General features: G+C 46.5%; 25 protein-coding genes. 8 read left to right on the top strand and 17 right to left on the bottom strand.

Features of this window, described 5'->3' with window-relative positions; translation table 11 throughout:
• Positions 1–272 precede the first annotated feature (272 nt).
• Positions 273–1,088, top strand: coding sequence for a hypothetical protein (locus NST25_RS01605; RefSeq protein WP_076220534.1), 816 nt, complete (start codon positions 273–275; stop codon positions 1,086–1,088).
• Here the strand turns inward: NST25_RS01605 and NST25_RS01600 are convergent.
• Positions 1,081–1,857, bottom strand: a complete 777-nt coding sequence (locus NST25_RS01600; protein WP_232061115.1) for a YheC/YheD family protein — start codon at positions 1,855–1,857, stop codon at positions 1,081–1,083. The two genes, NST25_RS01605 and NST25_RS01600, sit on opposite strands and share 8 nt — an antisense overlap.
• Positions 1,858–2,038: 181 nt before the next feature.
• Between NST25_RS01600 and NST25_RS01595 the strand changes: the two genes are divergently transcribed.
• Positions 2,039–3,178 carry a glycosyltransferase family 4 protein gene (locus tag NST25_RS01595; RefSeq protein WP_076282372.1) on the top strand — a complete coding sequence of 380 codons (1,140 nt, stop codon included), beginning with the start codon at positions 2,039–2,041 and terminating at the stop codon, positions 3,176–3,178.
• Between the two features lie 437 nt (positions 3,179–3,615).
• Here NST25_RS01595 and NST25_RS01590 read toward each other — a convergent pair whose 3' ends face one another.
• Positions 3,616–4,857, bottom strand: a complete 1,242-nt coding sequence (locus NST25_RS01590) for a DUF445 domain-containing protein (protein WP_340393231.1) — start codon at positions 4,855–4,857, stop codon at positions 3,616–3,618.
• A gap of 306 nt (positions 4,858–5,163) precedes the next feature.
• Between NST25_RS01590 and NST25_RS01585 the strand changes: the two genes are divergently transcribed.
• Positions 5,164–6,036 (top strand): Cof-type HAD-IIB family hydrolase, encoded by an 873-nt coding sequence (locus NST25_RS01585; RefSeq protein ID WP_340393230.1) that lies wholly within the window; start codon positions 5,164–5,166, stop codon positions 6,034–6,036.
• 510 nt (positions 6,037–6,546) lie between these two features.
• Here NST25_RS01585 and NST25_RS01580 read toward each other — a convergent pair.
• The 4 genes from NST25_RS01580 to NST25_RS01565 all read right to left on the bottom strand — a co-directional run bounded on the left by NST25_RS01580 (position 6,547) and on the right by NST25_RS01565 (position 9,716).
• Complete coding sequence (locus NST25_RS01580) at positions 6,547–7,926, bottom strand: sugar phosphate nucleotidyltransferase (RefSeq protein WP_340393229.1); 1,380 nt, start codon at positions 7,924–7,926, stop codon at positions 6,547–6,549.
• A gap of 2 nt (positions 7,927–7,928) precedes the next feature.
• Complete coding sequence (locus tag NST25_RS01575; RefSeq protein ID WP_248549146.1) at positions 7,929–8,765, bottom strand: DUF6492 family protein; 837 nt, start codon at positions 8,763–8,765, stop codon at positions 7,929–7,931.
• A 228-nt stretch (positions 8,766–8,993) separates the two neighbouring features.
• Positions 8,994–9,326, bottom strand: a complete 333-nt coding sequence (locus NST25_RS01570) for a hypothetical protein (protein WP_143764982.1) — start codon at positions 9,324–9,326, stop codon at positions 8,994–8,996.
• A gap of 69 nt (positions 9,327–9,395) precedes the next feature.
• Positions 9,396–9,716 (bottom strand): hypothetical protein, encoded by a 321-nt coding sequence (locus NST25_RS01565; RefSeq protein WP_340393228.1) that lies wholly within the window; start codon positions 9,714–9,716, stop codon positions 9,396–9,398.
• A gap of 181 nt (positions 9,717–9,897) precedes the next feature.
• On the opposite strand from NST25_RS01565, the gene NST25_RS01560 reads away from it, so the two are divergent.
• The gene (locus tag NST25_RS01560) at positions 9,898–12,195 is read left to right on the top strand and encodes a UvrD-helicase domain-containing protein (RefSeq protein ID WP_339245969.1); all 2,298 of its coding nucleotides are present in this window, start codon (positions 9,898–9,900) and stop codon (positions 12,193–12,195) included.
• A 65-nt stretch (positions 12,196–12,260) separates the two neighbouring features.
• On the opposite strand, the gene NST25_RS01555 is transcribed toward NST25_RS01560, so the two are convergent.
• The 3 genes from NST25_RS01555 to NST25_RS01545 form a co-directional block, all read right to left on the bottom strand.
• Positions 12,261–12,845 carry a 50S ribosomal protein L25 gene (locus tag NST25_RS01555; RefSeq protein ID WP_076101172.1) on the bottom strand — a complete coding sequence of 195 codons (585 nt, stop codon included), beginning with the start codon at positions 12,843–12,845 and terminating at the stop codon, positions 12,261–12,263.
• A gap of 87 nt (positions 12,846–12,932) precedes the next feature.
• Positions 12,933–13,880, bottom strand: coding sequence for a DUF1861 family protein (locus NST25_RS01550; RefSeq protein ID WP_340393227.1), 948 nt, complete (start codon positions 13,878–13,880; stop codon positions 12,933–12,935).
• Positions 13,843–14,139, bottom strand: a complete 297-nt coding sequence (locus NST25_RS01545) for a helix-turn-helix transcriptional regulator (RefSeq protein ID WP_076127054.1) — start codon at positions 14,137–14,139, stop codon at positions 13,843–13,845. Before NST25_RS01545 ends, NST25_RS01550 begins: the two co-directional genes overlap by 38 nt.
• A 216-nt stretch (positions 14,140–14,355) precedes the next feature.
• On the opposite strand from NST25_RS01545, the gene NST25_RS01540 reads away from it, so the two are divergent.
• Genes NST25_RS01540 through NST25_RS01530 form a run of 3 tightly spaced genes read left to right on the top strand, consistent with a single transcriptional unit; the run spans position 14,356 to position 17,715 of the window.
• Positions 14,356–15,537 (top strand): glycosyltransferase family 4 protein, encoded by a 1,182-nt coding sequence (locus NST25_RS01540; protein ID WP_076278951.1) that lies wholly within the window; start codon positions 14,356–14,358, stop codon positions 15,535–15,537.
• A complete protein-coding gene (locus tag NST25_RS01535; RefSeq protein WP_340393226.1) occupies positions 15,537–16,643 on the top strand; it encodes a glycosyltransferase in 1,107 nt (368 codons plus the stop codon). The genes NST25_RS01540 and NST25_RS01535 overlap by 1 nt, the downstream gene beginning before the upstream one ends.
• Entirely contained in the window at positions 16,636–17,715 is a 1,080-nt protein-coding gene (locus NST25_RS01530) for a mannose-1-phosphate guanylyltransferase (protein ID WP_076127047.1), read from the top strand. The genes NST25_RS01535 and NST25_RS01530 overlap by 8 nt, the downstream gene beginning before the upstream one ends.
• Before the next feature lie 104 nt (positions 17,716–17,819).
• On the opposite strand, the gene NST25_RS01525 is transcribed toward NST25_RS01530, so the two are convergent.
• The 7 genes from NST25_RS01525 to NST25_RS01495 all read right to left on the bottom strand — a co-directional run bounded on the left by NST25_RS01525 (position 17,820) and on the right by NST25_RS01495 (position 23,386).
• The gene (locus NST25_RS01525) at positions 17,820–18,056 is read right to left on the bottom strand and encodes a hypothetical protein (RefSeq protein WP_036687339.1); all 237 of its coding nucleotides are present in this window, start codon (positions 18,054–18,056) and stop codon (positions 17,820–17,822) included.
• 110 nt (positions 18,057–18,166) lie between these two features.
• Positions 18,167–18,484 carry a hypothetical protein gene (locus NST25_RS01520; protein WP_036687337.1) on the bottom strand — a complete coding sequence of 106 codons (318 nt, stop codon included), beginning with the start codon at positions 18,482–18,484 and terminating at the stop codon, positions 18,167–18,169.
• A gap of 57 nt (positions 18,485–18,541) precedes the next feature.
• Positions 18,542–19,417 carry an alkaline phosphatase family protein gene (locus NST25_RS01515; RefSeq protein WP_081387388.1) on the bottom strand — a complete coding sequence of 292 codons (876 nt, stop codon included), beginning with the start codon at positions 19,415–19,417 and terminating at the stop codon, positions 18,542–18,544.
• A gap of 4 nt (positions 19,418–19,421) precedes the next feature.
• The gene (locus tag NST25_RS01510) at positions 19,422–20,465 is read right to left on the bottom strand and encodes an ABC transporter ATP-binding protein (RefSeq protein WP_340393224.1); all 1,044 of its coding nucleotides are present in this window, start codon (positions 20,463–20,465) and stop codon (positions 19,422–19,424) included.
• A complete protein-coding gene (locus tag NST25_RS01505) occupies positions 20,462–21,265 on the bottom strand; it encodes an ABC transporter permease subunit (protein ID WP_340393223.1) in 804 nt (267 codons plus the stop codon). The genes NST25_RS01510 and NST25_RS01505 overlap by 4 nt, the downstream gene beginning before the upstream one ends.
• Entirely contained in the window at positions 21,262–22,182 is a 921-nt protein-coding gene (locus NST25_RS01500) for an ABC transporter permease subunit (protein WP_340393222.1), read from the bottom strand. Before NST25_RS01500 ends, NST25_RS01505 begins: the two co-directional genes overlap by 4 nt.
• 91 nt (positions 22,183–22,273) lie before the next feature.
• Positions 22,274–23,386: an extracellular solute-binding protein gene (locus tag NST25_RS01495; RefSeq protein ID WP_076278953.1), complete on the bottom strand. Its 1,113-nt coding sequence runs from the start codon at positions 23,384–23,386 to the stop codon at positions 22,274–22,276.
• Between the two features lie 278 nt (positions 23,387–23,664).
• Between NST25_RS01495 and NST25_RS01490 the strand changes: the two genes are divergently transcribed.
• Positions 23,665–24,432, top strand: a complete 768-nt coding sequence (locus NST25_RS01490; RefSeq protein WP_340393221.1) for a hypothetical protein — start codon at positions 23,665–23,667, stop codon at positions 24,430–24,432.
• Between the two features lie 45 nt (positions 24,433–24,477).
• On the opposite strand, the gene NST25_RS01485 is transcribed toward NST25_RS01490, so the two are convergent.
• Positions 24,478–25,257, bottom strand: a complete 780-nt coding sequence (locus NST25_RS01485; protein ID WP_076307970.1) for an ABC transporter permease — start codon at positions 25,255–25,257, stop codon at positions 24,478–24,480.
• Positions 25,258–25,264: the final 7 nt, after the last annotated feature.

Raw genomic sequence — 25,264 nt, 5'->3', positions numbered from 1 at the left:
GACCTCCTTTGTTGCTAGTGCTAAAGCTCTCATACCTTCTTATGTCAGTATACGATAAGAGAACTGGGGAAAGAAATGTCTAGCGCATTATTTTAAATTGGAAATATTTAAATTTAAATTATTGACGCTAGCAAATAAACAACTTATATTTAAGAATAAATATATCGTTCGTGACCTATTACGATGGAAGCACCCGTAATAAAGGCTTTTGCCTTTGCTACGGGTGCTTTTTTGTTGTCTTCAGGGATACGGACAAAAGGAGGAGCGAATTAATGAACGCACTAAAGTCATTCCCCTTACTACTACTGGTGATCCTGCTATCGTTAAGCACATCAACGGAAGCTTTTGCTGCAGCAACGACTGAATTAACACCCTCTATTCAAGCGGCTTTTGATCTAACAGCTGCGACTGCCGACGGTCCTACAAGGATAAAGATGACTAATCTGTACAATGATTTATCTACTTTAAAGATGCAATACAATAATCGTGAGGAGCAGATCCGAACCCTTCACTATAATAATGAGCAAACACTGATTGCAGTACGTAAGCAAATTAAAGAGATTGATTTAGAAACCGTAGCTCAACTGGAGGCTACCGTTAAGAGCTGCAAACAGCACTATCAGCCCTTATTCGACCAGTACAATGCGCTTAATAAGCGTATCAAGATCGCCAAGGGTCTTAAAAACAAGACGTTGAATACCGTATTACAAGCCCAAGGTGATGCTATGAAGATCCTGGTTCAGTTGGCACGCAAAGAAATTAGCGACAGACAGAATCAGTTGAATGCAGCGAAACAGACACGTACCCGAAAGATAACCTATGCCCGCAAAACCTTGTCTGGCATTGATAGTCCACAGGTCTCAATTAAATCAAACAAAAGCGTAGTCACCTCATTGAATAAACGGATTTCCGCAGATTGGAGTGACTTCAAAGCAGCGATTCGCAAGCAAAACCTTACATTAACCACTCAGTCTCTGTCCTCACTCGTCTCCGGTTACCGCCAAATCGCAACACACAAGCAAAAAATCATAGAATTAGAACAAAAGATTTCTGCTGTCATTGCAAATACGAGGAAACAGATCATTTAACGGACTTTTTCTTCTCATTCGCTCTGCGGTAAGCCATTACTTTGCGGTACATGCTTTTATCAGAAAGATGTTTAAAAATATACGGGTCCGGACTAGTATTCACTTCAATAATCCAAGGCGTCATGGATCTATCCAATCCTACATCGACACCAATCTGTCTAAACCCAGGATATTTCTTATGGTAGAAACGTCCGGTATCTTCTCCTAGCTTTCTCAGTATCTTAAGCATTTGCGCTTGCTGAGCTTCGTTCAGATAAGGAGACAGCAGCTTTTCCATAGCAGTTAGTTTGCCGCCGCTATGATAGTTGGTAACAATCTTACCTTTCTCAGCTACCCGACCGATCAGACCGGTAGTTTCCCATTTGCCCTGCGGGCTGAGCTGGACCATCACACGGATATCAAAGCGGTGTTTCCCGTGCTTTAGCAAAACTATTCCTCTCTGGATCAGGTAACTACGTCCACGCGTTGCTTTCTTTAAAGATAAATGGAAGGCGTCGAAGGTTCTAAAGGTTTTGAGTCTTGTTCCACTTTGGTACTTATATTCTGTTCCATGAGCCTCTCTACTCTGCTCAACCTTCATCACACCATTGCCATAGGTACCGTATTCCGGTTTAACATAAACCATTCCATATTTCAGCAGCATAGCTTTCAGATTGACTTTACTGAATTTTATCGTTTCGGGAATCAACGGTGAAATTTCAGCGCTTCGCATGAGCACCTTGGTTTTAATCCATTTGCTGGTCAATGCAGACTTTAACTTCTTTCCCAACTGTCCTCTCCCCTGTCCCTCAAAAAATAATCACGGCCTTAGTAAGCCTTAGTATTTTATGCTGCAACTGTACAAATGGCATGAGTGAAACGCCCTCTCCGCTTTCGGATGTATCTACTGTTTACTGTGTTGCATATGGTGGAAGAGGATATCCATTAGCGGATAAAAGGAGGCGTGAACCATGCACATTTGTATCATTGCACCGGAGCAGTTCCCAGTTCCGGGAGACGGTTCTGTAGAAATCTGCATTTGGGCCATTGCCAGAAGACTGGCGGAGAGACATAAGGTAACCATTGTAAGTCGGAAGGTACCTGGACTACCTGCTGCCACTATATTGGAGCAGGTCAGAATTATCCGATTGCCTGCAAGCACCCCAGCCCATTATCTTACTTCGGTATTAGAATACATTCAGAAAGAATCCTTTGACATCATTCAGGTTGATAATCGCCCCCATCTTATGTCTGCTGTAAAGAAGCAGCTTCCTCATATCCCGGTATTTCTGTTCCTGCACTCGCTTACCTTCACACCGGGTACAGATAAAGTGGCCAATGCCTTGGCAAAAGCGGATCTGATCATTGCCAACAGCCACTCCTTACAGCGAAGATTGGATCGCCGCTTCCCGAAACTGACCACAGGGATTCATATTGTCTTATTGGGAGCTGATCTTGACCGGTTTACCCCTGTGCAGATATCTGAAAAACAACAGCTTCGTAGTTTCTACAGACTCCCGCAGACCTTTACCGTTTTGTTCGTTGGTCGGGTTATCCCCCGCAAAGGGGTGCCTATATTAATACGTGCTATGTCGCATTTAAACAAACACCTCCCCGCTCATCTGGTCATCGCCGGCAAAGGCAAACCGTCGTACATACGGCAGTTGAAGCTCCTTGCACGGCGGCTGAGAGTGTCTGTTACTTTTCTAGGAAATGTGGCTCATGAGAATATACACACCCTTTATCAGGCGGCAGACTGCTTTGTATGCCCTTCCCAGAATCATGAATCCTTCGGCCTTGTTAATGTAGAAGCTATGGCCTCCGGTCTACCTGTTATCGCTTCTAATAATGGGGGCATCCGAGAGATTGTCGCCTCTGGCCATAACGGTTATCTGGTAGAACGATATCGCGAGGCTTTACCCTTTGCCCGGCATTTGCTGCGGATAGCCCGCCATCCACAATTGGCAGTTACCATCGGATCACAAGGGAGAGCAGATGCGCTTGAAGCCTTCAATTGGCAGCGAACCGCAAACCATTTAGAACAGCTGTATCAAGCTTCTGCAACACCACAGCAAGGGTACAGAACTCTTGCAGATGGAATGCAATTGTAGACTCACCCAAAGTAGGGGCCTCCTAAGCCATCAACTGGCTGCTGGGTCCCTTTCTTTTTGGAGCTTGCTTGAGCTAAACACCAATCTCCGAATGAATTAGGTAACATATGCGCATACAAGGTAGCTATCGGACACAGCTGACCCCAAACGCAGCTTTATCCCTCATTTGCAATGCTAAGGACCCTATAACCCCTATTGGCATGAAAAATGCCCCATATGAACGTCATCCATAGGAATAACGCCAGTGGAGTCCGCAAGCATGTTCCAAGAGCCAAGAACTAACAAATAACGTCATATCGGTCCATAAGCCTCAGAGGAGGATTATTACTCCACGATGCAGACAGGCCATGAGCCACAACAAAAAGCAGCGATCCTCCCTCACGGGAGAATCGCTGCTTTTCTTTTTTCCTTATTTTACAATAAATAGTAAGTTTCATTCAAATCAATTGAATAACTGTAAGCACAAGCCCTACGACAAACCCGCATAAAGCTCCGTTCACACGAATCCATTGCAGATCTTTACCCACTTTATCTTCCAGCATATTCACTAGACTAGCGTCATCCATGCTGTCCAGATTCTCTTTTACCAAAAGACCTATTCTGTAGTGGTTAGCCTCTACAAAGGCAATTAGCGAAGCGCGAATCCGCTCTTCCCAGCTGCTGATCCATTCTTGTTCCTTGCCAATACGACGTACAAGCAGGGTATAGAGCGTGAACAGCTTGCGTCCGCCAGCCGCCCGATCTTCCTCCAATAGGGAAATTGCTTTGCTGCGAATGTTCTCCAATTGCGTATGCAGAAATGCGGTTGCTGCTTCGCCTTCAAGCTCATTTATTGCCCATTCTTTTAATGAAGCCAGTCTAGCCTCGTCATTAACAATCTGGAACAGGGCCACTCGAATCTCGCGGATAATCTCTTCACGGTATGGGCTATCCTCTTCCCGAAAATCGCGGATACCGGACTGCAACATACCTTGCAGCATTTCACCAAGCATATCTGCATCTATAAACCCGACAAAAGCCTGAAAAGCCATACCTTTAAGTCCGCCTAGCTTCACTTCAGCTAATTTCTCGCTGGCAATCTTGCCCAGCATAGCCTTCGTTTCAGGACGTCCGCTCCAAGTAGATACCCCTTCCAGCGCATAGTCCAGAGCAGCTACATCTTTACCGTCATTCATTAACTTAGTAACTATTTTATCAGCCGCAACGCCAAGCTCAGCTTCACGAACATATTCGGAGGCTGCCTTTTGCAGAAACGGTACGGCCTTCTCTACCGGAAGACGAGACACGAATTCGCCAAGCTGCTCCAATATTTGTACTCTTGCCTTCTTTTTACTAAAGAACTTTGTTAGTAGCTTGGAGCCCATTGATATAAAGCCAAACTTACGCAGCTTGTTCTCAATGCTTTCCTTGTTAAGAAGCTCAGTCTCCATCGCGGTGATTAGTGATTGGATGATCTTATCGCGATTCTTGAGCAGTAGTGAGGTGTGTGGAATACGTAGCCCCATCGGATGGCGGAACAGCGCCGTTACCGCGAACCAGTCGGCAATCCCCCCTACCAAACCGGCCTCGAAACCACCTCTCAGTAGAATCACGGCTAGGTTTTCAGGTAGAAACAGTGTAATCAGAAACCCACATGCCATAAAGGCGAGTGACATGGTGGCTAAGTTTTTGGATCTCATAAATAGTCCCCTTTACATAAGCAGCTGCCGATGTCCTTACACAGGAAAAATACCGTCGGGTCACGTTCCACGAACATAAGCTGACGATAGATTCGGCTAGTCGGTTAGTTTGATAACTATTGTACCACGACTGAACTATTATCTAAAAATATACTGTAAAAACCTCTTATCTCTTGTTGGACGTTCATTATTGTACAGTTGCATGAAAATGGTTTTTGGTTTTCAGAATATTAATGATAAGATACAAGTAACGTTTCAATACCCCTTAAAAAGTACCACTTTACCTGGAAAAGGAGCTCATACAATATGCTGATTGCTTTAGATATGGATGGAACATTACTGAACGAAGAAGGAAACATCAGTCCAAAAAACCGCGAAGCTATTATAAAAGCTCAGAAACTAGGTCACATTGTTATCATTGCCACAGGCCGCTCTTTTATGGATGCAGAACGTCAGCTTCGGCTAGCGGATCTGGAATGTCCTGTAGTCAGTCTAAATGGCGCAGTCGTCACATTATCTGATCGCACCCTCGCGGCAAGCACGCCGCTGAATAAAGCAGACATCATTCCCGCTCTGCGCTGGATGAACGAAATTCCGGACTTGTATTACGAGGTATACACTGAGGATAACGTTTATGTAGAGCTGAACAAACGTGTACGGTTAGAGAAATTATCTGCACTAAGCGATGAAGAAGTTCCTGAAGAAGTCAGCTGGCTGCTGAAAGCAATGATCGATCAACAGTTTCAACAAGCAGCGGTAACCTATGTGGAGAGTATGGAAGAGGTGTGGAGCAAGGAGGAAAATGTTATTTATAAAACATTGGCTTTTTCTCTAAACCGAGAGCTGCTCAAGGAAGCTTCCACCCGCTTCGCAGCTATTCCGGGCTTAATTATTACCGCCTCCCATGTAAATAATATCGAGATTAACCATGAAGAGGCCAACAAGGGCTCCGGTGTAACCATGCTTGCTGACCATTATGGTATCTCGCTAGCGGATGTAGCTGTCATGGGCGACAGTTATAACGATCAGCCGATGTTCGAGAAGGCCGGCTACCGGATTGCTATGGCTAACGCAGCGCCAATTCTTAAGGAAATGGCGGAATTCATTACCACCAGTAATGAGGAAGACGGAGTCGCGGCAGGAATTGAGCATCTTTTGAATAGAAAATCTAAAGAATAATTTCTATATAAAGCAGTGAATGCACAAATAGCACCGTGGGCGTTCTGCTCACGGTGCTATTTGTGGGTTTATTTTTGCTAGGTAGGGGGCTTCCATCACACTTTAGGTTTAGATTTAGCTTGTGGTTTAGCTTGTGGCTTACCTATAGCTTACTTATCGCTTTCCTGTAGCTTACTGTGGCTTACCTATTGCTTACTTATCGCTTTCCTGTAGCTTACTGTGGCTTGCCTATTGCATCCCCCGTCCCTCTCAAGAATTAGTTGTACTTCGTACAGTTAAATGCCCTCTTTTAGGCGATAATTCGGATTTAATTGCACTCTGTACACTTATATTCAGCAAATCTATTCAAAACGCAAAAATTCGCGATTTTTAACTGTACAAACTACATCTAAATCGCAAGGGATTCGCTACTCCACGAAATAGTTGCACTGAATACATCTATTTCACTTCAGCCGGTCAATCTCCCCATGTCTACAACTGCCTCCGGGTTAAAGCGAACTACCTTTCCATTCATCCCAAATCATCAAGGAAGCTGTCCTCCCCCTCCCATTCGGCAGACACTCGTACGTAGTCATCCACCTCAGGAAATTCCAACAGTTCAATAATAATCAATTCGAGCGCTGTAATGGCCCGCAGTCCATGCTTCGTACCAGCAGGAATCGTGACCGTGTCCCCGGCGGCAACCGCATGAAGATGGCCATTCATCCGGTATTCTCCATTTCCAGAAAGAAAAGACCAAACTTCTTTAGTATGCCGATGAAAATGGTAGCTGGTGTGCTCGCCTGCCAAAATGGTTATTTTAGAGGTCGTAACCTCAATACCTGCCGCCGTGCGAGAGAAGTCCAAAATGCGTGAGGTACCCCAGCGTTTTTCTTCAATCATCGGCTTCGCCGCATGGCCCTCCAGCTTCTGCTTAATTCGTTTTGCCTGCTCTATCCCAGCAACCAAAATGCCATCTGGCCCCGACGCCACGATTAAACCAGGAGCGCCGATGATATGCACAGGACAAGAGAGTTCGTTGATCAAATGGGTACCTTTTGAATCCTCAGAAATACTCCCACTGCCAATTACTCTTCCTTGCAAATGGGGAACAAGTGCATCCCAGCTGCCAATATCCGCCCACACCCCAATATAGGGGATGACTACCGCTCGCCGCGTGTGTTCTAGCACCTCATAGTCAAAGCTTCGTTCTGGCAATTGATCATAATGCTCCATAAACTCCAAGTAATCTACTGGAAGATCCCGTTCGACCATACTTGAGAGCAAGTACCCTAATGAGCAGGAAAACACGCCGCAATTCCACAGTCCTCCCTGAGAAATGAACTCGGCGGCTGTCGATTCGTTCGGTTTCTCTGCAAACTGCTTAACATTTAAAAAAGACGTCCCCCCTACCCCAGACCCTTCACCCGGCAGAATATAACCGAACTGTGTAGAAGGAAATTCAGGTAAAACACCAATCAAAGCAATGTCCGCTTGTGATTCGGCAAGCACACTCGGAAATTGATGAAGCTGCTTAAAAAAAGAAGCCTCCACATACGAATCCACCGGAATGACCACTACGATCTCTTTTGAGTCCATACCCTTCACAGAATGCAGATAACTCGCCGCCAGAGCTACTGCAGTAAAAGTCCCCCGTTTCTGCGGCTCTGCTAATAAAGGGACTTGAGCACCAACGGATTTGCAAGTAATCTCCACCTGACTGCGATGAGTCACAATGCAGCTTGAATCCAACAAACCTACTTCTTCCAGCCCTCTGCATACCCGTTCGATCATCGACTCCACACCGCCAGCTTCTGTTGGAAGCAGCCTTAAAAAAGCTTTTGACCTGATCTCATTTGATAGCGGCCACAACCGCTTCCCCGATCCCCCTGAAAGGAGTACGATCTGCAACCCTATCGCCCCCCTGCGCTGGATTTAGCCCCCGGTATTCTCACATACCCCTTTCGTTTATGAAAAGACAATGATCTATACTTCTCAGCCAGCTGATTCACTTTCTGCTTGGATAGCTGTCCTGCATTCATATGGAGACCTTTATTACGCGCTTTTTGAATCTTCATTCCCTCGCGATTCTTCGAATACAGGTAATTGGCATAGGTTTCGAATTCGGAAAAGGCAAATTGCTTGGAGCGGTTCATACTGTGTAAAATAGCTCGATACCAGGGCATTTGGTGTTTTGCTTCTATCTCTCTTTTCATTTGAGCCAATTGACTGCGTTCAAACAGCATGTAATGGGTCACAAATGACGATTTTGCGGTCACCTTGCGGCCCATGAGTTTCCTATAGGTTACAAAATACTGTGGTTGGCTCCAGTTCCGGCTGTAAAAGAGTGTCTTGCCATTCGCCCGAAAATGGTGGGGGGTGATCAGAACGGTATCAGCATCAATGACCAAAAAATAATCCGCTGTGCAGAGCTTGTCACCATTCAGCTTCAGCAGCTGTTGGAATAGCCAGCCGGAACGTTCCCAGGTGCGTGAGCGGTAATGAATGTCTTTTTTCGTAATCGGCAGCACCGTATTCTCATCAATAAAGGTACAGCCTTTTGTGCGGCAGAACTCAATCATCCGTTTCTTTTTGGGAGCAACAATTAATATCCGGCCGATGGGATGCTTAACCTGCTTTCTAACAGCGTCAATCACATGGGGAAGGGTCTGTAAATCTTTTTCAATCGCGGGAATCAGTACATCTATAGTAACGGCATGTCTGATGCGGGCTTTACTGGGCGAGGGCATAGGGTCATCTCCATATCATGTTTTTGCTTTAGGATATGAGCATGATAGGAAAAGGGAATGGGCATCACAGAATTGTTCAGGAGAGTGGCAAATGTGCGCTGGACAAGCCTGCGATGCGCGGGGCAGAAATTTTTATATTATAAAAATAGAAGCAGACCTGCACCCGGCGCCCTTTACTGGGGCAAATATGCCCCCTTTTTCGCTTATGGAGGTGGGTTTGCCCCTCTTCTACGTCGCTGCTCCTCTTCTGCTCATTTCTAGGGCATATATGCCTCTCTTTTCGCTTACGGTGGCGGCTTTGCCCTTTTCTAGGGCATTTTTGCCTCTCTTCCACGTCGCTGCTCCTCTTCTGCTCATTTCTAGGGCATATATGCCTCTCTTTTTGCTTATGGAGGCGGATTTGCCCTTATTTAGGGCATTTTTGCCTCTCTTCCATGTCCCAGCTCCTCTTCTGCTTCTTTCTAGGGCATATATGCCTCTCTTTTCGCTTACGGTGGCGGATTTGCCCTTATTTAGGGCATTTTTGCCTGTCTTCCACGTCGCTGCTCCTCTTCTGCTCATTTCTAGGGCATATATGCCTCTCTTTTTGCTTATGGAGGCGGATTCGCCCTTATTTAGGGCATTTTTGCCTCACATTTCGCCCACGCAGCCACATCCCAGCTTATCTACGGGATTTATACCGTACATCCCGCCCACGCAGCCACTTTCCATCCAATCTACGGGATTTATACCGTACATTCCGTCCACGTAGCCACTTTCCATCCAATCTACGGGATTTATACCGTACATTCCGCCCACGCAGCCACATTCCACCCAATCTACGGGATTTATACCGTACATTCCGCCCACGCAGTCACATTCCAGCCTATCTACGGGATTTATACCGTACATTCCGCCCACGCAGCCACATTCCATCCTATCTACGAGATTTATACCATCGTTGTGTCCCACTCCCACACCAATCCCCATATTTTTACTGGCTCAATATCCAACACTTTTCCTGTGCAGTAAAAAGCCTGGGATGGTATATTGTAGATTGGCTAAATTTTCAGCACATTTTAAGATGAACTCAAACATCATAGAACTAGATTTGTTGAGATCACTCTATACAGAAATAATGAAGGTGAATCTATTGAATAAGCTTTTATTTCATAATATCCCGCTGGGAGCTACTGGTGAGCGGATCCCGCAAGCGGCTGTGGCCTCAGCGCAGACAAGCCAAGAGCTGGTGAAGCGGGAGGATGAGGACTCCGCTTTTTTTCGCAGGCTGGAAGAAGGCGGCATCTTACTCAATCGTCCGCAGATTTCTGCGGTACGGCATCATAAAGGGCCGCTTCTAACACTGGCCGGCGCAGGTTCCGGCAAAACCTCGGTTCTGATCTGCCGAACCGGTTATTTGTTGTCCGTGCGCGGTGTCTCGCCAAGTCAGCTGCTATTGCTGACTTTTTCGAGTAAAGCTGCGGCGGAAATGCGCGAACGGATCGCCCTATTACCGGGAGTAGGCCCAGCGGACGTCGCGCGGCTGCAGGCCCGCACGTTTCATTCCTTTTTCTTATTTTTCTTGCGCAGACAAGGATTGCAGCAAGAGATTTTCAGTGAGACGCGGCGCCAGCACATCCTGTTGAAACAAATCATGCGTGAGCTAGGGCTACCTAAAGATGCCTATCCACCGGAAACGCTACTCTCCCTGCTCTCTTCCTGCAAGATGAACATGGGTACCGTAGAAGGCTTGCCTGAAGGAACCACCGCTGAAAAAGAAATGAAATCCATTCTGGAAATCTACGAACAATGGAAACTAGACAATTTCAAAATCGACTTCGACGATGTCCTCTTAATCGCCTATCGGATGCTAAAGGAGCGTCATACGCTTTTACAGGAATTGCAGATGAGATATCTATACGTGATGGTGGATGAGTTTCAGGATACCAATGCCCTGCAATACGAATTAGTCAAAATGATTGCTCACCCACAGCATAATCTGATGGTCGTTGGCGACGATGACCAGACGATTTATTCCTTCAACGGGGCACGCAGTGAATTCATTCTGGAATTCGAGAAGCTGTACCCGGGAGCAAGGGTTATTACACTTGATATTAATTACCGTTCTGGTCCAGCTATAGTCGGACTCGGCAACGGTATTATCCGGCACAATACGCGCCGGCGTTCCAAAACCCTGCAAGCTGCCAAAGGCAGCGGGAGTCAGCCCCGGTATATGCGTCCCCAGACAGCAGACGAGGAAGCCGAGCAGATGGTTGAGCATATTTTAAACGAGGTTTCGAGCGGCAAAAGAGAATATAGCGACTTCGCCATGTTATATAGAGCGTCCAGCAGCAACCGGGCCGTTCTGGAATTACTTCTTTTACGCGATATTCCCTATATTGATTATGGAGAAGGGCAATTACTGTACGAACACTGGCTAATTTCCCCGGTCGTGGATCATATGCGTCTCTCCGTGAATCGGCGGAATTTTGCGGCTATGGAGAACATCCTGCCTACTCTTTATATGAACCGTGAAAAAGGTATGAATCACATCCGGCAGATGGAAGCTAGACAACCAAAGCAAGGCCCACTAATCCATCTGTTGTCCATGCCCGGCATGGAGGATTTCAAGGGCACTAAGCTTAGAGAGCGGCTGGATCTAATTCGCAATATGCGCGAGTTAACCCCAGTCCAAGCGATTCGCCAGGTCCGCACGCAATTCTATGATTATTTCATCGAAGCGAATGAGCGGCATCAAGCAACCTTGCATCGCGAAACGTTAAAAGAAATGCTAGATGAACTAGAATCGTCTGCAGAGCGATTTGATAGTATTCCTGCCTTTTTGGATTTCATAGATAATGTTACGGAACGTAATGAACATAATCGTCAGCCGGGCACCAAAGAACAAGGGAATCGGATCGCGCTTATGACCATTCACAAATCCAAGGGATTAGAGTTTCCTGTGGTCTTTTTGATTGGAGCCTCTGAAGGAATTCTCCCGCATAGCTCCGCCCTGGAGGGCGACCGGCTCAAGGACCGCAAGCTGGCCGCTGCAAATAGTGGAAGTTCAAGCTTGGCTGCCCTGGAAGAGGAGCGAAGACTGGCTTACGTAGCTGTTACTAGAGCCCGGGAAGAGCTATTTATCAGTTCACCTGCGAGGCATCGGGGCAAAAAAGCAGAGGTCTCCCGCTTCATGTTATCAGCCTTCCGCTCTGCCGTTTCTTCCACAGCAACGACTACGGTGAGCAGAACAGTGACAACAAGATCCTTACCTACCAGCCGGACAACTGCGACAAGAACCCATGTCGTTCCAGTATGGAATTGTACCAGCAATACCTGTCCTGGCTGGACGCGCATGAAAGCGGGCGGAGCTGAGGATCATTTAACCTCAAAGCCCTGCCCGTTATGTAGTTCCCCTATGGCAAAGGACCAACGAGAAGTTCCTGTATGATTCAACGCAAAAAAAAGCAAGTTTCCTCTTCCCTGGAAACTTGCCTTTTTTATAAAAATATAGGTTTAAGCTGGAGTTACTACCGCTTCTTCTTCCTCTTCTTCATGCACAGTCTTGATCTGGATCATTACGGTTGACGGTTCGGTCAACACTTCAATCCCGTCCTTAAAGATCAGGTCAGAGACAAGCAATTGGTCGCCAATATCCAATCCGCTGATATCCACTTCCATGGAGGTAGGAAGATCTTCAGGCATACAGCGAACTTCCACTTCATAAATTTCAACCTGAAGCGTACCGCCTGCTTTAATCCCTACGGCTTCACCTGCAAAATGAATAGTCACCTTGCTGTCCATGCTCTTTTTCATATTTACATGTTGAAAATCAATATGCAGAATTTTGCCGGACAGGGTATCCTTCTGAATGTTCTGAACCACGACCGGAACCTCTAGCTCTTCCGATACCTTACCTTGCAGAATTGCGCGCGGATTCTTTTTGAGAATGTCCAGAAGTTCTTTTTCATTCACTTCCAACGTCAGAGTCTCTTTACCAATACCATATAATACAGCCGGAATACGTCCTTGCTTACGCGCCTGATTGATGTTGGACTTGGTGTCAGTCTTACGTGTGTTGAATTGAATAAACTTATTCATTGGGTTTCCCGCTCTCTTTGACCATAAATTCTTGTCACACTAAGTGTAACATGACCATATAATCTAGTCAAACCAACTGGAAGAATGCTAGGATTCGTATTCGTCAAAAGGGTCCGCGATCTCAATCTCATATGCTTCAGCATCACTCACCCCTACAGATAATACCGCCCGGCCTCCTCCAAGACGTTTCAAGCCACCGCTAAAGATAACATCCTCCAGTTCTTTGCGCTTGCCCGGGCCCGCCGGAAAATCACTGCGGACTGCAATTATTTTGACCGGAGTTGCTTTATAAGTCTCAGGATTCAGCGAAAAAGCCATGGCATAATAGTGTTTGTTTCCGGCGCTATCGAAGCAAGCAATGTGGCCCAATACGCCCACCATTCCACCCCGCAGCAGATGAGCTTCATTGGCTCCCCCCCACTCTTCGGGCACGAATTGATCCTGAAGCACCTCGGCATTAATAAAGGTCTGCTCATTCAGTTCGTCCAGCGAAGGAATCACTGTGAACCCAATCTGTCCTCGCCCACCCCGTTCGCCCTGTGGCCGGGTAAATACGCCTACACTGCCATTATCAAGCTCGATAAGCCGGATATCCTTCATCGTGCCGGGACCTGAAGAAAAGTGGGTTAAAGAATCGATGTGATACCCCCGGTAGAATTGGGTCACCCAGGAGGTAATCCGGTGCGGATCATCCGCTGCCGTAATCACTTCCACCCCGCCCACAATAAGTTCCCCCCTGATCCGGGTCCAGCACGGGTCCTGTAAATTGTACGTATGCGTATGCGCACGAGGCCTCCAGACTCCATCATGGCATGTAAAAAAGAAGACTTGAGAGAACTCACTGTCCCGTTCCTCAACTCTTCCCATTAGTACTTCCTCCCCGTTATACATAAACGGGGCGGTTATATTATAGACATCCCGGTGCCCGACACCGGTGAACGTCAGTTTATTTACTATGGTTGTACCGCGTCCGGCATGATATGTATCCAGAAGCTGCTTACAGGTGGCTGTCCGTGCCGGGTTCCTTGTCATCATCGTCCTCCTCATAATCATTTGAACGATCGATTACCCAATCGTTGTCTTCCGCATCCATGGCGATCAGCTCGCCGGGCTGGACATTAAAGTATACACATAATTTTAGCAGCAGATCCCTTGGATACTGCACCATCTCATTCTTGTACATTCGGCGTACTGAATCAAAGTGGTAATTGATCTCTTTGGCAAGCTTACGGATCGATAATTTCGGATCATGCCTCAGCATGACCTCGCTCAGTTTACTGCGTATGACTGGCATTCATCCACCTCCTCCCATAATATATCCGCACTCACCCAAGGAGTCAATTAAATTGACAAGATTAAATGGTCATGTTACAGTGGGATTAGGAAATAATTTGCAACATTTCTAATTTCAGAAAAAACAAATACCTTTCCCTATTCAGAAAATAAAGTCTTCTTTATTTTCTTTTTTTGTATCCAGACCAATCGCAAGACCATTAGGGAGGCTCTTTGAATGAAAAATACAGTCCGTAATCACAACATCGTGTTCCTGGGAACCAGTCTGCCGCGAGAGTGCGGTATCGCCACGTTCACACAGGATCTGCTAGATGAACTTATCCACCTTCCCGGCTTCAACCCGCCCCGGATTATTGCCATAAACAACAATGAAACCTACGCTTACGATCAGCAGGTAATACGGCAGATCGACCAGCATAATTACGCAGATTATATAGATACGGCCGATTTCCTCAACAATTCTGATACCGATTTGTTGGTCATCCAACATGAATTTGGCATCTACGGCGGAGAAAGCGGTGAATACCTGCTGCCCTTTGTCGAACGTTTGAACATTCCGTACGTTGTTGTTTTTCACACAGTGTTGACCAAGCCCTCCCCTAAGCAGCATCAGATCATCCGATGTCTGGCCGAGCGTAGCGTGCAGGTCGTGACGATGGCGGAATCAACCCTTACTGATTTATCTACTATTTATGAGATCCCAGTTTCCAAAATTACATTCATCCATCACGGTGTCCCTCAAGTGAGCACAGCTTCACGCTCCAGCCTCAAAGCACAATACGGTTATCCAGACCGCAAAATCCTCTCCACCTTCGGCTTCCTCAGTCCCGGCAAAGGGATTGAATACAGTATCGAAGCTATGCGCGGCGTGGTCAAGCGACATCCCGAAGCACTTTACATTGTCTGGGGCAAGACCCATCCGGTCGTCAAGCTGGAATCCGGCGAAGTTTACCGCCAGAAACTGACGGACCTCGTAGAAATGTTTGACCTGCAGAACAATGTCCAATTCGTCGATAAGTTGCTGACCCAAGAAGAAGTAATAGAGTCCTTGGTCATGTCAGATATCTATGTGACTCCTTATCTGGGTAAGGATCAGGCCGTCAGCGGCACCCTGGCCTACGGAGTCGGTTATGGCCGGGTCATCGTGTCGACCCCTTACCGCTACGCCCAGGAAATGTTGGCAGAAGGCCGCGGTCTACTGGCTGATTTTCATGATTCTGCTTCCTTGGAAGCCTGCATTTTGCGCTTGCTGAATAGCCCCGCCCTGGTGCAAACGATGGAAGACCGTACGTTGAAGCTCGGGCTCACTATGCGCTGGAACGAAATCGCCAAAATCTATGCCGCCTTGTTCCACAGCCATATCCAGAGCTCGGCGTCAGCTGATCGGAGCGTGATTTAATGGAAACCTCCACCACAGTACAGGCTAAACCAGGCTATCTGCGCAGAATCACGGACGATACAGGAATCTTTCAGCATACCAAGTTTGGGGTTCCGGACCGTTCCAAGGGCTACACTACCGATGATAACGCCCGCGCCCTGATTGCTGCGGTCTTAATGTACGAGAATTCCCGGGATGCCGTGGCACTCGATCTCATTCATACGTATATCTCTTTTATCTATCATTCCCAGACAGCGGACGGCAATTTTCGCAATTTCATGGATTATAACCGCTCCTTTATAGAGGATAAAGGTTCTGAAGATTGCCAGGGACGTACCTTGTGGGCACTCGGGTTCGCCTTGTCGCATGCTGCTTCCCTGCCCGATAACCTGATGAATACCTGCCGGTATTTGATCAATCAGGCACTGCCGCATCTGGAAGCCTTGGGCTCACCTCGGGCTGGAGCCTATGCCATCATCGGCCTAAGTTATCTTACCGAAGCACCGGGCTCATTAGGTTATGCTTTTCCATACCCGCATACTGAAAACACGACCGAAGAAGCCGCCTTTCTGCCAAGGGCAACCATTGAGGGTCTGATCGAAAATATTGCGGTTCGGCTGCATAATCAATATACCCGCTATAAGGGGCACGGCTGGAATTGGTTCGAGGACAGCATCACTTATGGCAATTCCATGCTGCCCTGGGCTCTGCTTCGGGCCTTCCTGATCTCCGGGAATAAAGACCTGCGGGAGACCGCCAAGGAAAGCCTGGATTTCCTAGCTTCCACCACCTTCTCCAGCAAAGGTTACTATAAACCGATCGGCAGCCATGGCTGGCTGCTGCGTGATGGGCTGGCTGCACCCTATGATGAACAGCCCATTGAAGCCTGCGAGATGCTGCTGGCCTGCCGGGAAGCAGCTGTTGTTCTTGAGGACCCCGCCTATCTTACGCAAGCAGAATTATGCTACAACTGGTATCTAGGGCATAATTCCTTGGGAATCCCTCTGATCGATCCGCAGACTGGTGCTTGTTATGACGGCATCCATGCCGCGGGGCTCAACCTGAACCAAGGCTCGGAGAGCATTATATCCTTCACAATTGCCCGGTTGGTGATGCATCATGAATAAATATGCTACGATCCTAGCCGGCGGGGGCGGAACACGGTTTTGGCCCCTGTCCAGACAAGAAATCCCAAAGCAGCTGCTGAATATTAGTGGCAACGACATTATGCTAAACGATACGATTGAACGCTTCAAAGGGATTATTCCTCAGGAGAATACAGTTATCGTTACTAATCGTACCCAAGCAGTATTGTTGGAGAGTATTATGCACAGCAGCGTTCTCAAAGCTAATATTCTAATTGAACCTGTGGCGCGAAATACAGCCGCTAGCATTCTTTTTGCAGCATTATCTATAGAGAAATCTCATGGCAATTCCTTAATGGTCGTCCTGCCTTCCGATCACTATATAACGGATGAGGAACAATTCCGTCTTACACTAGACGAAGCCTGTACTGTTGCCATGGAGTCAGACAAAATAGTAACCATCGGAATCAAGCCTACTTTCCCATCTACTGGCTACGGCTATATTGCCTTTGATAAGACGCCGATTGCGACAAGCCCAGTGGCTGTATATGATGTAGATGAATTTGTAGAGAAACCAAACTTTCAGAATGCACAGAGTTATCTGGCATCCGGTAATTATCTATGGAATAGTGGGATTTTTATTTGGCAGACCTCTGTCATTATTGATAATTTCAAACGTTATCTACCTCGACTCTACAAAACCATGCTGCCCATCAGTGATTATTTGGGTACAGATCAGGAAGAGGAAGTTATTAATGCCATCTATCCAACGCTTCAGAATATTTCGATTGATTACGGCATTTTAGAGCGCTCTGATGAAGTTGTCGTGCTTTCCGGGCAATTTGGCTGGAATGATATCGGCAGCTGGGATGCACTGGGTTCAATCTTCCCTCCGGATGATGCAGGCAACATTATAAAAGCAAATCATGTGGGGATAGATACCCATAATTCAATCATCTATGGAAATGGCAGACTGATCACGACCATTGGTGTAGACGGGTTCATCATTGCGGATACTGGGGATGCACTATTAATCTGTCCCAAGGATAAAGCGCAGTCAGTCAAAGATATCGTGGAGCTTCTAAAGGAACAGGGAATGACAGAATATATCTAACTAAAAAGAATGCAAAAAGACGGGCCATTGCAGTACATGCATGGTCCGTTTTTCATCTCATTATATAAGTTGAACAGTTTATAAATGTTTTTTAAACGCCAAACCTAGGTCCAAGCCCACAAGAACCCGTCTCGATCCCAAGCAATTCTCCCGCCATGGAGTTTCCGGAAAGCTTTCTTCACTTCTTTGGAGAGTGAGGCATTGCCGTTCTCATTCACAAATACAAATTGTTCTCCAAAATTCTCTTTCACATATTCAATCGCCGCCGTCTGATGCAAGGTACCCGTAAAACGAATCTCCTTCACCATCCATTCTGCTACTTCTTGTGCGGTTATTTCCATATGGATGCGCCTCCTCTCTGTGCTTACTGCTAAAATGTGCCCTCATTATAACATGAATACAGCCCAACCGGACAAACGTCCGAATTGGGCTGTATTGAAGTCATTTTACATCATTGTGGATAGATATGGTTCGACGGATAACGGGACTTCTGTCCTCCACTCACCATCAACAGAATCCCAGTAATTAAGTGCAAGAACCAGCCCACAAAAGGAATCCATGCCAATAAAGAAGTTATAATTCCTAGCACTGAACCGTAGATAGACTCACGGTCTCTTGAAGATAAAATCAATGTAATCACATGTAGAATAAACATCAACCCCAGAACGGAATACCCCGTGCCAATAACAATAGCAGCACCCAGAATTGGAATTGCCAAAATAATTTCACAGGAACCCGTAATCCATTTCATAGCTTTAGAAGCGCTCAATAGACAACCTCCTAATTGGGTAAAATATATGATTTTTCTAGTGCTAATTATTTTATTTCATACCAACGGCAAAGGTTCTTCCACTTTGTCATGAGATTGCTTCTGCACAAGTGGAGGCAAGCCCTCCTTGCTCATTGCTGCCGAAGGGTCCAGTCCCAAACAGTGGCACATTAAAGGAGCCATTCGCAGCTGTGGCAGCATTTCTTCCTCTTTTTCTGAAGATAATACATCTACCCCAAACGTATATAATGGCACATCTCGCTCGGAAGGGGTTATCCCGCCGTGGTACCCATTTGCGTTCATTCCGTGATCTGCCGTAATCATAATCTTATAGCCCTGTTCCATCCAAATAGGCAAAACAGTGGCCAGCAGACCGTCGGCATTACGCACTGAAAGCTCATATTCTTTACTCTCGCCGCCATAACGATGCCCGGCGTCATCTATATTCATGGAGTGAATGTATAGGAAATGCGGATCATAGGCACTCCGTAAATACACCGCGTCGGCAAACACATGACTGTCGGGATAGTGATCCTCGAAATAAAAGCTGCCATGCTGAATGGGCTTCATCACATTGTGCTGATGGCGATCAGCCAGTGGATCAAAAGGGGCCGAATTATAAAGCTCACTGACCCAATGATAGGCGACAGCAGCTGTGCGCAAATTAGCGGCCACTGCCAGATGGAATACGCTCTCTTCATGGCTTGGTCTCACAATATGGTTAGCCGTAATTCCATTTTTGGTCACAGGTGTCCCCGTCAAAAGCACTTCATAAAGCGGGCGTGACAGACTAGGCAATTCCGACTTCACTCGGTGACATGATATTTTCCCCTGCTCCACCAAATGCTCCATATACCCCATATATTCACGTGCGGCCTCATATCTAAGTCCGTCCAACACTACCACAATAAGTTTATTGTTCATTTCAGTCATCTTATTACGCTCCCTCTCGTTCCAGATGCAGCAGCTCAGAAGGGTTCAGAGCCAAGGTGACGTTAGCCCCTTCCACCAGCCTCAGCCAGCGTCCGTCATTTAAAAGATCAACCGTTAAGCAAATGTCTTCCACCTCTACCGTACACCTAATAATATTGCCCAACACGGAGACAGATTTAATGATGCCATCCACCAGTTGCACTCCGGCAGCAACCTCATGAAGTCCCGCGCCCTCATGCAGCAGCGTAACCGCCTCAGGCCGAATAGCAAAGCGGTCCTGCGTGCTATCTATCCCCCGGAACAACGTCATCACTTCTGATCGGGTCAATACATTGTAACTGCCCATAAACCGGGCAACGAACTCTGTTCGTGGTGCGGAGTACAACCCCTCAGGTGTGCCATCCTGCACAATCCGGCCACCGTTCATAATACAGATGCGGTCAGAAAGAATCAGCGCTTCCTCCTGATCATGTGTCACGAATAGTGTCGTCATGTTAAACCTTTTTTGGATATCACGAATTTCTGCACGTAAATTCTTGCGTATCTTAGCATCTAGTGCGCTTAAGGGTTCATCCAGCAGCAATACTTTGGGCTGCACCGCTAGAGAACGAGCCAGCGCTACCCGCTGCTGCTGTCCACCGGAGAGGGACTGCGGATATACATCCCGTTTATCCTCCAGATCGACCAATGCCAGCAATTCCGCGCAGCGATGATGGCGGGCTGATTTCGATAATCCCCGCATTTTCATTCCATACTCGATATTTTGGCTCACCGTCAGATTGGGGAACAAGGCATAAGACTGAAACACCATTCCTACCTCGCGCTTACGGGGCGGCAAACTTCCCAGATCTTTATTTTCCAAAAGAATTCTGCCGCCATCCAGCTCTGAAAGACCGGCTATGCAGCGTAGCAATGTGCTTTTTCCACAACCGGAGGGGCCTAGCAGTGTCACAAGTTCACCTTCACGGATCTCCAAATCAACATCGTCTAACACACAGGTATTCCCAAACATTTTGCGTACACCCTGCAGCTTTAGATAATCATTCATCCCTTAACGCCCCCTCCCATCTTTTTACCGAGCTTCATGAGTACCATCGAAAGAATTAGAATAAACAGAAAATAAGAGATCGCAATCGCGCTGGCTAAATGTCCACTTTCACCAACCCTTTGATATAGATATACCTGAATCGTCTGAATATGTCCGCCAACTAACATGTTCGTAAGGACAAATTCGCCGAATAGAACTGAAAATGATAACAGTGTAGAGACGATAACCCCAGGCCATATATTAGGCAAAATCACATTCACGAAGGCCGTTCTTCGGCGGGCACCAAGCAGCTCCGCAGCATGCAGCAGTTCAACGGCATTAACCGTTAACAGACTATTGCGAATGCCCTGATACATATAGGGAAGGATGACCACAAAATATGCCCCCACTAATAAATACGCTGTTCCAGCGATATCAAAGGGTCCAGAGGAATAGGTACGAATAAGACCTACCGCAGCCACAACACCAGGCACCGCATAAGGCAAAACAACAATACCTTTCATAAAGCTCTCCCAACGCGGAAAATAGAGGGTGATGACAAAAACAGCTGGCAGCATCACGGCCAGACTCAGCAACACGCTGATCAGGCATAAATAAAGCGAGGTCCAAAGCGCCTCCAGAAAGCGAATATCCTCAAACATTTCCCCAAACCAATTCAGCGTCCAAGCTCGGGGCAGCAAGGTATTCTGCCAATCTTGTGCAAAAGCATAAATGCCCGTTGCCAAAAGAGGAAGCAGCAAATACACCATGAGCAGCAGCATGAAGGTGCGTGGAGCAAAGCCTGCTTTACGTATATTCATTGCCCTGCCTCCTCACGAGCTGTCCATAAACGCCGGGAAGCTTTGATTTTCACATCCGGTTTACTGAGTGCTTTCGTTCCGAACCTCTCCGCACGCCGCACCATTAAATGGTTCAGATAAACCGCCAAAATCGTAGTCAGACCAAGCAGAACAGCAAGCGTACTCCCCATTTGTGGCTGTGTAACCACATCTCCGGCAATCAGTGAACCGATACGTACCGCCAACAGATTGTAATTTCCGCCAACCAATGCGTAAGCCGTGGCATAAGCCCCCATTGCATTAGCAAAAAGAATTCCAAGTGTGCCGAAGATCGCCGGAGTTAGAATAGGCAGGCCTATCGTCTTCCAGAACTGCCAAGGCCCAGCCCCCAGTAAGGATGCTGCCTCTCTCCACTGCTCACGAATTCCGTAAAAGGACGGGTACAAAAGCAGTAAGGCTAACGGAACCTGAAAGTATACATACACCAGTATTAGACCTGACCAGCTATATAGATCAAAATCGGCAAAAACACTCCAGCCCCACTGTTTAAATAAGAGTGTAAACACCCCATTATTTCCGAGCAAAATGATATAAGCAAAAGCCAGCGGAACACCTGCGAAGTTAGAGGTCATATTCGACAGCATCAGAAGTCTATCGCGTACTCTCGGGGTAAACCGGGTAATGCAATAAGCACAAAAAAGCCCGACAATGATCCCTATCAGACTTGAGGCTATGGAGATTAGCAGACTGTTCTTAATCGCCTGTATGTAATAGGCACTTTGCAACGCATGCAGATAATTGCCTAACGTAAATCCCGTTCCGTCCGCTGTGCGTAAGCTTCCCGTCAGCATGGATAGTATAGGTACCAGTTGAAAGGCTAACACCATTAGTGCAAATGGAATAAGTGCCAGGATCACACCGCGGCTTCTTTGTTTCATCTTACTCGCTCCTTGTCGCAGGAATAGAACAAAGGCGCCTTACGGCATCGTGACGAAGGCGCCCTGCTTCTTTTTTGGGGAGAAATGAATACTAATTCAAATGCACAAGCACACGTTCCTGCCACAATTGAGGAATGGTTTTTGCCGTCTCTTCCCATACCTTGTAATCACCAACAGGCTTAGCGTTGACGTATTCTTCTTTTGGCAACAGCTTAGCTGCAACATCATCCGGCAACGTTACACTGTCACGGATCGGACGAGCATAACCTTTGGCAAGATTAATCTGTCCTTCATCGCTAAGGATGTATTGACGTGTAAGCTTCGCCGCGTTAGGATGCGGCGCATATTTGTTGATGATCGTGGCATACCCGCTCACGACACTGCCTTCCTGGGGAATGGCTACTGCGAAGCCATCTTTGTTGATCTGATCTCTATAGTTCAAAGCGTTGAAATCCCACAGCAGGGTAACTTCTACTTCCCCTTTTTCAATGTTGGCAAGGGAAGCTTCTGCATTGGAGAGACGTCCGTTTTTAGCTAAATCCTCGAAAAAAGCAATCCCCGGTTCAATGTTCGACTCGTCGCCACCAAAGGCAATCGCTGCGGCCAATACAGCCATCTGTGCTTGAGCAGCCTTGGTTACATCACCAACGATGATTTTGTAGTTACCGTTCTTCAGATCTTCCCAGCTCTTCGGTGGATTCGCCACGAGCTTAGTGTTAGTCAGAAAAGAAATGGTGCCTTGATAGCCGACGATCCAATTCCCGTCCTTATCCTTAGCCCAATCGGGGATTTCATCCCAGTAGGATGTTTTATAAGGCTGGGTTACCCCTTTATCCACGGCAACCGAGCCAAACGCAATCCCCACATCTCCGATGTCGGCCGTTGGTTTGTCTTTTTCCGCATCAAACTTGGCAATTTCCTCCGCGCTCGACATATCGGTATCCGAATGTGTAAGACCATACTTACTGTTCATATCACTCCATGTATCTTTCCAGTTCGCCCAGGAATCCGGCATCCCCACACTGACGATACTGCCCTCTTCTTTAGCTTTACTCTCGATCTCAGTCAGACTTAATTCTTTGGTGCCAGCCTTTCCATTCGTTGTTTCTTCAGCCTTGGCTGAATTTCCACAAGCAGCAAGCAACAGGACGAGCAAGGATAACATTAGACCCATCGATAATTGATTTTTGATCCCTTTTTTCATGATTTCCCCTTCACTCCTATTTCTTATTTGCGGGCTTCTTTATGTCCAACTGTTAGGCACCCAATTGCAGTATAGGCGTGTACTATTTTCGCGGCATTAAGGAGAATAGGAATATTTGTAAATAAAAAGAAACGACCTGTCGTCTTTTTAGATGACCGCCGTTTCCCTTAGAAATGTTTTTATGAAAATAATTACATTAATTACACTAAAATAGAACTTTACTGATGTATAGTAGTATTTATTCATAATAAGAAATGACCCTCAGAGGAGCTTGAAAAATGCCGTTTACAAAAATTCAGATGGTAACAGGTTTATTTCTATGTACTTTGCTTATCTCAGCTTGCAACAATGCAGCTACTCCTCCTAAAAATAACACGCCAGATACAAGTAATAAAATCATTCAAATAAACAGTGATCTTTACACCCTCCCATTACGTGATCAGAATACAGAACAATACAACTACGCTGTCAATACCTCTGCCGGTATCGTATGGTTGCCAGCCCCAAAAATGAACATTGCCCCTGGAACAGAAGCAAATCCATTTTATTTTCCAACAGAGCCATTCACTTTCTATTTAAGTTCTCCTAATGAAAAATCACTAACTGTAGAAAAGTCCAAGAAGCTATTGACGTTACCTTTAAATGATGGCGATGCTGTTCTGGTGGTTAGCGGCGTTTTTGGATTAGATGATTATATCCTCTATCATACCTTTTCCATTTTCACTGATGGCGCTCAGCCGATACGAGAACAAGCTTGGGTGATGAAAGTAGACGATCCAACATCTAATAAAGAAATTGCTCAATTCCATTCATCTGGAGGTAAATTTTATAGTTATGTAGTTGATGAAAAAGAAAAACTTTATCTATCGGTTTCCATACTTCCTGGAAATGCAGATGGTAGCTATAGTTACGAAGTTTATATTTATAATCTTCTGACTGGCAACAAAGAAAAAATAAATGATTATTCTCTTAATCCCTCATCACTGGATTCCATCCAATTTACTTACAATAACAAAAAATATTCGTATAAACTTCAATCCAAGTAAAAAACTGCCCGACATTTCCAGGCAGTTTTACATGTATGAATATAACTACCGTCTACGCGCTGCCACACTGACAACACCGTATCTGTAAAGCACCTTCTTACCGAACCAGCCAAAAAGCCGATCCGTAAAGAAGCCCATAAAGCCAAGGCAGAATAACCCGACAAAGATCCAATCCGTACGGAAAAACAACCGGGAATTCCAGATCAGATAACCTACACCTTCGTTCGAAGCAATCATTTCCGCGCCGATAATCGCCATATATGAGGTGCCCATCGCTAACCGGATACCCGTAAAAATATAAGGGATCGTCGCCGGAACGACCACATGAATCAGAATTTGCCACTCACTGGCGCCCATACTGCGGGCTGAGCGGATTTTGTCTTCTTCCACGGACATCACACCGGTTAAAGTATTCAGCACCACGATAAAAAAGGTAGCGTACATAATTAACGCAATCTTCGACTGCTCCCCAATACCAAACCATACTAAGAACAATGTAATGAATGCAATCGGCGGGATAAAACGGATAAAGTTCAGGAAAGGCTCCGCAAAAATACGGATCAAGTTCACCTTCCCAATGATTAGCCCTACGGGAATGGCCAGTAAACTGCCGAGTACCCAACCAATGAGCACCCGGTAAAAGCTAATCCCGATATATTGCAGCAAGGTTCCGTCTTCCAGCAGCTCCCGTCCGCCCTTAAGTGTACTCCATGGTCCGGGGATCACATCGGGGCCATAGATTACAGCTCCAAGCTGCCAGACGCAGAACGCGGTAATCCATAGAAGGGTTACGGAAACCCACTTCTTCTCCACCCATTTTCTCATCTGTCTC

Source organism: Paenibacillus sp. FSL E2-0190 (genome assembly GCF_037992965.1).
Taxonomy (GTDB): domain Bacteria; phylum Bacillota; class Bacilli; order Paenibacillales; family Paenibacillaceae; genus Paenibacillus_AQ; species Paenibacillus_AQ odorifer.
This window is presented reverse-complemented; position numbering and strand designations above follow the sequence as displayed.